The sequence below is a fragment of the Membranihabitans marinus genome (assembly GCF_021729155.1).
GTDB classification, from domain to species: domain Bacteria; phylum Bacteroidota; class Bacteroidia; order Chitinophagales; family Saprospiraceae; genus Membranihabitans; species Membranihabitans marinus.
In genome coordinates this window covers 38,156-50,966 of the sequence record NZ_JAJQYA010000019.1, presented here as the reverse complement: position 1 = coordinate 50,966, position 12,811 = coordinate 38,156, and the positions used below count along the sequence as shown (strand labels likewise).

8 protein-coding genes are annotated in these 12,811 nt (G+C 37.9%); 1 reads left to right on the top strand and 7 read right to left on the bottom strand.

The genetic code is table 11. From position 1 onward, the window contains the following. The first annotated feature begins 101 nt into the window (after positions 1-101). Positions 102-719 (top strand): GNAT family N-acetyltransferase, encoded by a 618-nt coding sequence (locus LVD51_RS12605; RefSeq protein ID WP_236971737.1) that lies wholly within the window; start codon positions 102-104, stop codon positions 717-719. Between the two features lie 971 nt (positions 720-1,690). Here the strand turns inward: LVD51_RS12605 and LVD51_RS12600 are convergent. From LVD51_RS12600 to LVD51_RS12570, 7 genes are all read right to left on the bottom strand, one after another. After that, positions 1,691-2,938 (bottom strand): ADP-ribosylglycohydrolase family protein, encoded by a 1,248-nt coding sequence (locus tag LVD51_RS12600; protein ID WP_236971736.1) that lies wholly within the window; start codon positions 2,936-2,938, stop codon positions 1,691-1,693. A gap of 82 nt (positions 2,939-3,020) precedes the next feature. Beyond that, the gene (locus LVD51_RS12595; RefSeq protein ID WP_236971735.1) at positions 3,021-4,553 is read right to left on the bottom strand and encodes a RagB/SusD family nutrient uptake outer membrane protein; all 1,533 of its coding nucleotides are present in this window, start codon (positions 4,551-4,553) and stop codon (positions 3,021-3,023) included. Between the two features lie 19 nt (positions 4,554-4,572). Beyond that, the gene (locus LVD51_RS12590) at positions 4,573-7,875 is read right to left on the bottom strand and encodes a TonB-dependent receptor (RefSeq protein ID WP_236971734.1); all 3,303 of its coding nucleotides are present in this window, start codon (positions 7,873-7,875) and stop codon (positions 4,573-4,575) included. Positions 7,876-8,055: 180 nt separating this feature from the next. Next, positions 8,056-9,261 carry a FecR family protein gene (locus LVD51_RS12585; protein ID WP_236971733.1) on the bottom strand — a complete coding sequence of 402 codons (1,206 nt, stop codon included), beginning with the start codon at positions 9,259-9,261 and terminating at the stop codon, positions 8,056-8,058. 219 nt (positions 9,262-9,480) lie between these two features. Continuing rightward, positions 9,481-10,074, bottom strand: coding sequence for an RNA polymerase sigma factor (locus tag LVD51_RS12580; protein WP_236971732.1), 594 nt, complete (start codon positions 10,072-10,074; stop codon positions 9,481-9,483). Positions 10,075-10,744: 670 nt separating this feature from the next. Then, entirely contained in the window at positions 10,745-11,956 is a 1,212-nt protein-coding gene (locus LVD51_RS12575) for a hypothetical protein (protein WP_236971731.1), read from the bottom strand. Positions 11,957-12,051: 95 nt separating this feature from the next. Next, positions 12,052-12,750, bottom strand: a complete 699-nt coding sequence (locus tag LVD51_RS12570) for a hypothetical protein (protein ID WP_236971730.1) — start codon at positions 12,748-12,750, stop codon at positions 12,052-12,054. Between the last annotated feature and the right edge of the window lie 61 nt (positions 12,751-12,811).

Below are 12,811 nucleotides of genomic sequence, written 5' to 3'. Positions count from 1 at the left end.
GTTTAAATATTATATAGCGCAAAAATGACACCTATCTATTCATTTAGATAAATTCATTTAGCATTAATGCATAAAGATTATTCGATAAACCAATCCCATCTATGGCCATACGAGTTCAATCATTTACAGCGTCAGAAGCACAACCCTATATTCAGGATTTAGCCAAATTGAGAATAGAAGTATTTAGAGAATTTCCATATCTATATGACGGATCGCTGGACTCAGAATCTGAATATCTCGAAGCCTTCCTCAATGCAAAACAAGCCATCATTGTAGTCGCATTTGACGATGACCAAGTCATCGGCGTATCTACTGGCCTACCGCTAAAATATGAACCCGACAACGTAAAAGCTCCATGGATAAACTCCGAACCACCTATTGATGAAATTTTTTATTTCAGTGAATCTGTACTCCAAAAAAAATATCGTGGTCAGGGAATTGGACTTAAATTTTTTGAAGAAAGGGAATCTTGGGCCCGTAAATTATTATACAACTTCGCTGTATTCTGTGCAGTTTTACGACCGAATAATCATCTTTTAACTCCCTCTGGCTATACAAAGCTTGACCAGTTCTGGAAGAATCGAGGATATCAAAAGAAAAATAATTTCATCTGTACCATGGTTTGGAAAGACATTACTGAAAAATCCGAAAGTAAAAAAGAACTACAATTTTGGTACAAACGATTGAATGATTTAACCTCCAATATAATAAAGGCATAGTCTGTACACCATTAGCTGATAATTACGAATTCCATTCTTCAATATCTGTCTTTCCTCCCATAATATACCAGATGCGGTTATAAGGATAATCCGTCTATCCTCTCATCGCTGTATTTTTCTTCTCAAATAAAAATATATCAAATTATATGAAATACATTTTATACAAATTACATTTTATAATGACGGAAAAGATTTCGGGAGTATTTGAAGTTTGACGAGGCTACGACTGAATGAAGCTCAAAGAGCCATTGACCGTAAATCGGTCAATGATGAAGGAGCCGAAACCTCCGCGTTTCGGGAGGGATTGCCAGCATAGCCTTAGCTACGGCGTGACTGAGTAAAGTTGCTAGAATGGCAACCAAAGGTCGTAAATCGACCTTTGACGAAGATGACCGAATGTAGTTGCTCTTTAGAGCAACTCGATGGACTAAATCTAACTGAGTAGGGTCCGCAGGACCATTGGTAGTCAATCTACCAATGACGAAGGCACCAAAGCCACTGGCTTTGGGTGGGTAAGCCGGATGAGGGAACCGGAGCCACTGCGCTCCGGGTGGGTTCGCCACTGTGCCGAGGCGTGATTGCCCTGGAATTCCTAGTTAAGATACTACTACCAGTATAGCATTACGTCTTAATCCACAATATTTAAGCCACGACTGAATGAAGTAGTCTGAAAGACTACCAAATGCCCACTGAGGGCATTTGATGAAGATGACCGAGCAAAGTTGCTCCTTAGAGCAACCAAATGTCCTTAATGGACATTTGGCGAGGGAACCGAAGTCACTGTGCTTCGGGTGGGTGAACCTCAGTGTTTCGGATGGGTTGGCATTGCGGCTCTACAATAAATCGAAAGATAACCGAGTAAAGTACGAAGTACTGAAGGTAGTAAATCTACCTTCAACGAGGGCACCACGCCCCCCGTGTCGTGGGTGGGTGAGCTTATAAATTATAAATGTAATTCGTATTATTAATCGCTACAAGTCAGAATCAATATAATAAAGCTTTTCGCCGTCTGCAATTTCTATTTTTCCATTATTCTCGAGGATAGCATCTTCTGTTATGGCCATTATTCGCTTGACGATATCACTTATTTTATTGTAATTGGGCAGATTATCTCTCGAATAATTAATATAAGTATCATTAAAAGGCAACTCCCATTGACCCCTAGAAGGCAAGTTATGGGTAAAATGTTTCGGGATTACCTCACTGCCGTACATTACTCCCAACAATCCGCCAAGAGTGGCCGCTTGATTATCGCAGTCGTATCCCGTACTGATAGCTATTCCCATGGTCTGGGTAAAATCTCCCTCTCCATAGAGCAAAGCCATCACGGCATTTAAACCATTCACTGTCGACCCCATAATCGGAAATGGGATTCTAAATCCATCTACTTCTCTAAAATATTTATCGTGGATTTTTTGTCTACACATTTTCCAATCCACTTCCTCTTTATGCCACTTCAAAACATCTTGAATGCCGGCCAAAAAAGGACTGTCTTTGGGTAATTTCCGCATTCCTATTTTAATCAATTCATGGATATCGTCAACAAAAAAACCCGCACTATACATTGCACCATAAAAAATGGTAGGATGTGTAGCCCAATCGTCATTGGTGATATGACCGCCCCAAGAAGACCAATGTGCAGCTTTATCAATCATACCGGGATAGATTACTCCCCACAATTCATTGATTAATTGAGAAGTCAAACCGTACCAAAAATCATTATTGGCTTTGCTGCCCGTCTCTGGAGGTAAAACTCCTTCGTTCAACAATCGATGAACATTGGCATTGGCCGCCCAAATAAATCGATTGACATGACTCTTACGCAATTCTGCAACTTCGGCATAGGTTATATCTAACCCATATTTTTCCAATCCATGCAACATAACGAATTCTATATCTGTATCATCGTCACTCCATGCCCCTCCCATGGCATCTGCCATAATACGAACAAAGGATCGCCGATCATTTAAATTCATCTTTACATCAATCGTATCGAGATCTCCATAATCGTAATATCTGTCCACAAAAACCGGTAGAGGTTCTCTGTCGTAGATGTTTTCAAAAGGAAAGCCCATATAGTTACCGACCAACTGACCATTCCAATAGCCCGTTATTTTATCGTATAATTCAGTTTCATTTAACACAAATTCTTTCTGTGCATAAAGGTTTTGGTTCAGAAAAACCAATACGATTAAGCTCACATAAAAATTTTTCAACATTATCTTCATTTTAAAAATGACCTTACCCTAAATCAGTTTTTAATTAGCTTATTTAGGATAAGGGCATTGATATATTATTTGATTAGTAACCTGGATTCTGGGGTAGTAAATTGGGATTTCGATCCAACTCTCCTTGAGGCAAAGGAAGTAAGTAGTGATTATCAGTAAAATTTTCTCGAGGTTCCAATGAATTTGGACCTTTAAAAACCTCTTCACCCATATTTCTTCTCTTTATATCCCACCATCGCTTAAACTCGAAACTCAATTCCAGTCTGCGCTCTTCTAATACAGCTGTTCTAAACTCGTCCTGACTCAACCCACTTGATAAATCTTCTGGAAAATCAGTGGCAGTACCAGCCCAATTTCTAGCTCTTTCCCGGACTTGATTTACATAATTTATAGCCTCTTGACTGACACCATTGAGTTCGTTAAGGGCTTCTGCTGCCGTTAACAACACCTCGGCATATCGATAGATTGCGTAATTGGTATCCCCGGTGTTTCCGGTAGATTGAGCATTCCCAGGAAATCGTCTATATTTGGCAATATGAGGTCGTGGAGTATTAAAATCCAAATAAGACTTTTTGACTCCATCAAAATAGGCACTGTCAAACATGGCCACTGACTTGCGATAATCTCTATCATCCCATGTGTCGTAGACTGCCATGCTGGGCACCTCTACATCCCAACCTTCCATATCATCTGAACCACCAGTACCTGTAAAAGCAGGATGACTGTCCACATTATAAGGCCAAGATCCTTCATTGCCCTTAAAATCAATGGCAAAAACATGCTCAGCCAACCCATCTTGCTCAGTGGCTTTGTACAGGGTTTGATAGTCATCAATTAACCCATAACCAAGAGTATTGGCATTGTCGATCACGTATTTGGCATGGTTGTATGCCTCCTGCCAGTTGGACAAGGTCAAATATACATCGGCCAACATCGTATGAGCTGTTCCCTTCGATGGTCTACTTCTCACATTTTGAATGTGATTCATCGGTAGGTGATCGATGGCAAAATTTAAATCCTCTATAATTTTTTCATAGACTACAGTGGCTGATGTTTTTGAAATTTCCCCTACTGCCTCTGGATCTACTACGGCTTTGTCAATATAGGGAATATCGCCAAACAGACGCACTAAATTAAAATAGGTAAAGGCACGTAAAAATCGAGCCTCAGCGATTAAGGCATTCTTGACTTCCTCATTTTCCACTACTTCAGCCCCTTCCATCGCAGTATTTACTGTACTGATAATCGAGTAAGATGCTGGCCAAAACCTGCCTATAAGTGAATTAAAAGCATTGGCGTTAAAATCATTAATCTGAATTCTTGCAGCCACCGTTCCTCGATTGCCTATATCCATCATATCACCACTTAACCCAATAGCTAAAGACAGTTCTCGGCCCCAATAGTCATCGGCAGCGATCTTGCCATAGGCTCCATTGATGGCCAATTGAACATCCTTTTCCGTTTTAAAAAAGCCTTCAGGCGCTAAAACCCCAATGGGATCCTCCTTTAAATCTGTACAATTGAACAAGAACAATGGTATTAAACACATCAGCAATTGTCTACTGATTCCTTTTATTTGAATTGATTTATATTTTATATTTTTCATTGTATTCCATTTTATTGAATTAAAACTTAACCTGAAGTCCTATCGTCATTGAACGCGTATAGGGATATCCTCCATAGTCCATGCCTTGATTAGTATTGCTACCTCGCCAATTGACTTCGGGATCATACCCAGGATAATCGGTAATCGTCCACAAGTTTTGACCACTTACATAAAGTCGTGTATCCATAATCCCAAATCGAGACAACACTTTTTTCGGCACACTGTAGCCCAATGAAATATTTTTAATTCTTACAAAACTACCATCGTAAATAAATCGATCGGACGAAACTCTTGCTCGGTCTCCATTGGCCTTAGGCACATCGGTATTGGTATTCTGTGGCGTCCAACGGTTTAGTGCATTCAATGTAGTATTGGAATAACCATTCAATGTTTCCAGTTCATAAATCGAAAAACTATAGATGTCTCCTCCTATCACACCATGAACAAAGACATTTAAATCAAACCCCTTATACTCTAAGGAATTATTTAAACCCCATGTAAAATCGGGATTGGGATCACCTATAATGGTTCTATCCTGATTATCTAATTTTCCGTCTCCGTTTAAATCCTTAAACTTTTCTCCTCCTGCCTCTTGTTCAAAACCAGCTCCGGGTAAAAATTCATCACCTTCCTGATACACTCCTTCATATATATAGCCAAAAAACTGCCCAGTGGGGTAATTTTCTCTTAATACCTGAGTCGCGCCCACACCTACCATATGTCCTGGCGCTGAACTTGAAAAAATATCGTTTCCATTCGGCAATTCTATGATCTTATTCTTGTTTGTAGAGAAATTAAAGTCGGTAGTCCATCTCAATTCATCTTCAATATTCACCGTAGAAATTGAAAATTCGTAGCCAATGTTTTCAACCACCCCAATGTTTTTCAACAAACTGGTATAACCAGAATACTGCGGCAATGGAAGATTAAATAGCAAATCCTTAGTCCGCATATTATAATATTCTGCAGTAAATGATATACGACGATCTAAGATCGCTACGTCCAAACCAACATTTAACTGACCTGTACTTTCCCATTTCAAGTTGTTATTGGCCACTGTATTGGGTGCCACAGCATTGACCAAAGTATTGTTGATAACGGTACTGGGTATGGTTCTAAATCGAGCCAAAGATTGGTAAGCTCCTATGGCCTGATTTCCTGTAATACCATAACTAGTACGCAATTTGACTTCATTAATGGCGGCTATATTTTTCAAAAATTCTTCTTTGCCCAAATTCCAGGCAATAGCTCCAGATGGGAAGAAGGCCCATTTATGGTTCTTGGCAAATCTTGATGACCCATCGTATCGAGCATTTAAGGTCAATAAATATTTGTCAAACAATCGATAATTAATTCTTCCAAAATACGATGCCAACTCAGATTCCACAAAGGTAGAACTCGGATTTCTAGCCAAAGCTCCTCCTCCCAAATTCCAATATTCAAAAGCATCGGTTATAAAATCTCGACTGGCAGCATTGGAAGATTCATAATTAAACTCTTGAAAAGAATACCCTCCTAAGAGTGTCAAATTATGGATGTTCGCCAACTCCTTACTATAAGTAAGATAGTGCTCAGTGACCATATTATAGCTTTTACTATTAGTGATAGAGCCTTCACCATTGATTTGCTGTCCTGCGTTTAGGGTAGTTGGAATAAAACTACCTGCCCTAGAACTCCAATTATTAAACCCTAGGGTAGACTTCCATGTAAAATCCTTAAGCAAAGAAATTTCTGTGAAAAAATTCCCTTGAAATCCATGACCCAATGATTCATTAATTCTTTCAGTGGCTATTGCAACCGGATTGTCATGGGGATCTCCAGTAGGAGAGATAGCATAACTACCATCAGCATTGTAGATAGGAACAATGGGTTCCATAATCAATACACCAGACACGACTCCGGTATTGCCGGATCCTCCAGTACCCTCTTGAGTCAATACTCCTTGATTGGAAGACTGAGTTCCATAAAAGTTAGCTCCTAATTTAATATTATCCTTTAATTGAACATTGAAATTACTGGTGAGGGTATATCTTTTGGCCTCAGAGTTAATAATGATACCTTCTTGATCGTATATCACCCCTGATAGGTAGTAATCGACTTTATCGGCTCCTCCAGATACAGCCAATTGATGGTTTTGTTGCAATCCATTGCGGAACACCTCCCGTTGCCAATCTGTATTGGGATAATTTCCTGTCAAATCAAATCTTCCCGGCTCTATCTCATTGATATAATCCAAGTAGTCGTCCCTCTCCATTACTGGCATATATTTAGACACTTTTTGCGACGAAATTGAAGAATTCAACTGAATCATCGGTGCTCCCGTTTTTCCTTTTTTAGTAGTGATTAATATAACACCATTGGCGCCACGGGATCCATAAATCGAAGCAGCCGAAGCATCTTTCAACACCTCTACAGAGGCTATATCTTCCGCTGGGGGCACACTCCCACCGGGAAATCCGTCAACTACATACAATGGATCTGAACCTGCATTGATCGATGTCGATCCTCTCACTCTGACCTTAAAAGAAGAGCCTGGCTCTCCTCCATTATTGGTCTGTACAGAAACACCGGCCGCTCTACCTTGCAGAGCTTGGGTAATACCAGTGGAAGGATAGGCCTGCAAATCAGCAGCCTTTACTTGAGCTACAGAACCAGTCAAATCACTCTTTCGCTGAACCCCATAACCGACTACGACAACCTCGTCTAAAGTTTGCAAATCCTCGCGTAAGGTTATTGTTAATGACTTTTTACCTTCAATCGGCACTTGGGTGGTTTGATATCCGATATAAGATATCAATAGAACATCTTCATCATCGACATCGGACAAATAAAATCGACCATCAAAATCGGTGGCTACACCGCGATCGCTGTCCTTTATCAAGACATTTACACCGATGAGTGGGTTTCCCGACTCATCGACCACCATACCAGTCAATGAATCTACGACAACAGCTGGAACGATCTTTAATTGGTTGTCTTTAGGCTGTAAAAACCGTAAAATACGGTTTAACCTAGTAGGTTTTTGTTTGACCAAAAACACCTGTTTTTTGATTATCTTATATCCAGTTTTTGTGTTGTAAAACAAATGATCCAAAAGATTCTCAATACTTTCATTGGCTACATCTACAGACACCGTTCTCTTGAGATCAACATCTTCAATCTTGTAAACAAAGTTGTATTCTGTCGAACTTTCCAACTCTTCCAATAAGCGTTCGACCGTCACTCCATTCATCTTCATACTTATATCTGCCTTCTGCGAATAACTGGTATTCGCCTGAATGGTCAAGAAAGTAGAGAAGAAAATAAAAACGCTTAGCTTCATCTTTAAATCAATTTTTGTAATAAGATGGCCGCTTCTTATTTTGTAAAGAAGTTTTTTCATACCTTTAAATAGTTTTGTGTGGTTAAATAATTACGTGTAATCACATTAATAATGAATCGGGAAGTGCGCCAACATATTCCCGATTTTTATTTTCGTCGTTCTTATTTCATAAGCAATTTTTTATTGAATAATAATTACGTTGTTTTCTATATTAAAATCTATCTCATAGACGGTTTTAAAATATTCCAGCACATTGGCAATGGGTTCATCTTCAAAACTCGCATTGAACTTGACATCGGCTAACGCGGCATTGGTGTTGTTTATCTCTACATTATACTTGCGCTCTAGCTTAATGAGAATATCTTCAAAGGCCATATTTCGAAAGATCAAACCTCCATTTACCCATGAAGTGTATATGGACGTAGATACCTCTTGTTGAGAAAAAGTCTTTTCCTGTTTATCAAAACTAGCCTTATACCCAGGCTGGAGAAGGTGAGCGGAATCGTCATTGGTCTCTTTCTTATCGGTCTGCAATTGAACCAATCCTTCTACCAAGACAACGTCTGTGTTTTCATCCTCAGGATAGTTTGACATATTAAAAGCCGTGCCGAGTACAGCTACTTCCACACCTTCGGAGTGTACAATAAAGGGTTGATCCTCCTTTTTGGCCACATCAAAATAGGCTTCTCCCATTAAATAAACCGATCGACTTTCTTCGTCTTCTAAAAATTTCACTGGATATCGAAGTGAAGTACCGGCATTTAAATTCACCGTCGTCCCATCAGACAATTCCACCTTGAATCGCTTTCCGTAGGGCACTTTCAAAGTATTAAAGGTCAGTACTTCCACATTATTCTCTGTATAATTTAATCCAGATTGATCTTGCCGTCCCAGTATATTTCCTTCTTCATCTTGTAATACAACACTGCCATCTGGACGAATAATTTCCACTTTGCCATTGTCCAATTCCAAGGTGATCATTTCTTCACCCAGATTCAATTGACTTTCAACAAGTTCTACTATATCCTTATTATTTTCAGCTGGATTAACTGTAGTTGTCCAAATACCATAACCGGTCATTATAATAATGGCGGCTACAGCAGCCACAGATTTCCAATGCATTTTCAAATATCTCAACTTAGGATTGGGCTCACGTTCTCGAGCGATTTTAGAACCGACAATATTAGTATAAATTCCCGCGGCAGCTTTGTCACTTAACTTTTGTCTGGACTCCAATATAGACAATACCTCTTCAACGGTAGGTACTTCATCTGGTGATGCCTTACCACTATTGATGTGATCAATAATTTGTTGAAGCTCTTCTTCGGAACATGTATTATCAACAAATTTCCTCAGTACTTTCTGAATGTTATTTCCCTTTTCCATGTATTGTATTCACTAGAATGAAATTGCCAAAATGAGGACAAAACCAATCTTATTAAATAGAATACAATTCAAAAAATAAAAAGTACTACTCCTACCTTAAAAAATATAAATTTTATATCGACACACTGAAATAAATCCATACTTCATTCCCCTGCACAAACATTACACGCAATTATACCAAAGCCGAGCAACCCACCTAAAGTATGGAGTAATAAGGACTTATAAATACATCATCACAAAGACAAGAGAGATGGTTATATCGCGATGAAGATTCATAAAATCGCGCATTGTTTCCAAGGCCTTACTCATTTGACTTTTGACCGTACTAAGAGAAATGCCCAGCTCTTGACTTATTTCTTGATAACTTTTACCATCAAATCGCGACATCTGAAAAATTTCTCTACGTCTGGGCGGCAATAAGTCGAGGGCTTCTCGCTTTATACTCTCCATGGCCTCTTCTTGAATGGCGGTTTCGATAGGACTAAATTCTTCAGTGTTTAAACTGAACACTTCTTCCCTCAATTTGCGATCACCGGCGGCCTTCTTCATAAAATTGAAGGTAAAATTTCGGGTTAGTGTAAAGAGAAATGATTTAAAATTTTGATTCATATCGAGTCGATCTCGGTATAGCCAAATTTTCATAAAAACTTCTTGGACTATTTCTTCAGCAAAATCTTCACGCTTCAACAAACTCAAGGAATAGGTATATACATCGTCCTTATATCGATCAAACAATTGACTAAAACCGTCATCATCTTGATTGATAAATGCCTTTACTAGTTGAAAATCACTATTCACATTACCGTTTCCCATATTCCATTTCCTTCCTTATTAGACAAAATCCGAATTTTTTAATCCGCCCTTTCTTCATTCGAATTCCATAAATTCGATCATATCTATTTCAGAACCAATATATTTTTGCTAATCTTTTCGAAACAATATTAATAATTAATTTGGACATAAGTAAACATTACCGAATTTTTTATATTAAACTGGTGTCCTATGGAAGGTTTTTATATTTTTTTAAATACTCCACTTTCTCTTATTTCAATACAGAAAATTCCAATTTTAGTCTCCCTTTAAATGATCAATCTCATCCCTTTTATAATATTGGTGAAGAATAAACACTGTGAGGTAATTGGAAAATAATAACATGCATTGTTTTCATTTTTATGTGATCATCAATTGAAATTTAAGTGTTGATCTATCTAATAGAGAATAATATAAATTCAGTCATTACGAAAAAAATCATGTATTTGCACGAGGCAAATACTCTAATATTCACCGCTATACTGGCTAGTGTTTACATAGAAAGAACCAATATAAGTTTTACCTTCCAGTCAAATAATTAGAATTCTGCCAATAATAATTGAGTGATCTCTAAAAAAACATCACCCCATGATTCACTTTCCAGTTAAAATCATGAGGTGATTACACACAACACTTATACTCTTAATTAATATATTCTCTATACTTCTAACATTTAGTGACTTTCGTTGGTTTCATACCCCAAAATCTCCAACTGATACGGTCTTCCTCCCAAGGCATACACCTTCTTGATTCCATCATCAGTTATGGGAATTTGCCATAATTCACCGCTATTGGGGAAGATTACATAGGCATATTTTGAAGTCAATTTCATATTGGGCTTACCTTCTTCATCTTTGTCTACAAGGGAGATGGCTTGAATTTCCTCATCCACAGAATTAGTATGTAAATCATATACTTTTAAAACCCCAGAATACAACAATAAACCCAGACGATTGCCATCAAAACTGGGAACACATTTCATAATTTCAGTGTCTTCTAAAATGGCAGTTATCGAATTTTCAGCAACATCGATTAAATAGGCTCCCTTGGTAGCAGTAAAACCGATAAATTTATTTGACACATTGGTCTCGTATATACTTCCAATCCATGCCGTTCCAAAATCTCCGGGATAATCAATAATTTTCTGATTGCCATCGCTTTCCACAACCAATATTCCATCAACAGATCCAAAGACCGCATAGACACCATCTGAAGCATTTCCGTGAATACCTTGAGTAGAAATCACAGCCTCGTGAACCGTATTTCCATCACCATCTACTATCTTCACTTTTTCAGGTAAAGTACCTTCAATACTGTAATCCTTTTCGGTTACTGCATAAGTCCCATCTGAAAAAGAAGCCATAGCACCGTGATGCTTTTCTAAACCGAGATCCAAACTCTCCATCTCTGCCCCAACCGTATGAATATCACTCTCTTTGCCAAAAGACAAAGTTCCATCTCCATCATTAAAGGTAATCAACTCTCCTCTACTACTCTTAAAATGAGTGGGTTGAGCAGAATTTCCTATCAATGCACCAAATTTCGGAGTTCCCCTTACATCTACGTGGTCACCGTGGAATTCCAATCCAGTATCGAATGTTTCCAACAAATTATTACTTCGATGAATAAGAGCTGCATACCTTTTAGATTCGGTGGCATACAAACTAGATCCAGGATACTGGGCATGGAAAGATTCAATGGTTTCATTAAAGGGATTGAGATAAGAAAGATCAGTATTCAATTCATCGGAAACCAGTAAACGAACATATCTAAATTCTTTGTCTTCCTCACCAACTTCTATATCCATATCATCCTTTTCACAAGAAAATAGAAGTGAGCCCATTAAAAGAAATACGACAAAAGGATTTAAAAAAGTTTTAATCATCAATGTATAATTTAAATGCAATAATGATGCAAATATAACTATCCGTTAGTCACATGCAACAATGTTGCATTTAAATAATACTTAAAATTTAGTCTTTAACTTCCAACCATATTAACTACAGCCTTATCCACTGCTTCTTCGATACCAGGCAGGAGCATTTCAACCAAATGATCCATATAGTCACTTTCCAATTTATTGAACTTTCCAGAAGGAAAACTTTTCGCTTTTTTGGCTTCTTTAGCTTTATACTTCCCTTCAAATTTATCGAGTTTATTGCCTTTATCGTCATATAGGACGATGACAACATCTATTTGATCTTTCACTTGATTCACCAGCTTGGCCTTCCCCAAAATATCGGTTGACGCTTGAATATTCGTCTTAACTGCCAAATAATAATCTGAACTATATCCATTTTTACTAACCTTTTTAATCACTGGTTTTGCTATGATGGTATTAGGAAAACCATAGTGATTGTATACGACCTTATAGTCTTCCAATGCAGTCATGGGTTCCAATTGAATGGCTACTTCTGTCTTTAATTTTTCTGAAACCATTTCATTTAACTTATCTAAAAACAATTTATTCGCATATTCCTTAGCCGTTTTATAATCAGATTTCTCTCGGCTTGTCGTTGGTGAATAAGGATCTAATGCATTATAAAAGCTTTCAAATATCATAAAATCAAACTGTACAATCGTGGTTTTCTTATTGGAAAAATCTTGTGCATTTATGGAATTAGTCCACAAAAACATCGCGAATGTCAAAGCAAGGAAATAAAAGTTGGTAATTTTCATTTTAAAATTTTCTAGGTTATAAAAAATTGATCGCCGAGACACATTCATGGTCTGGGAGATG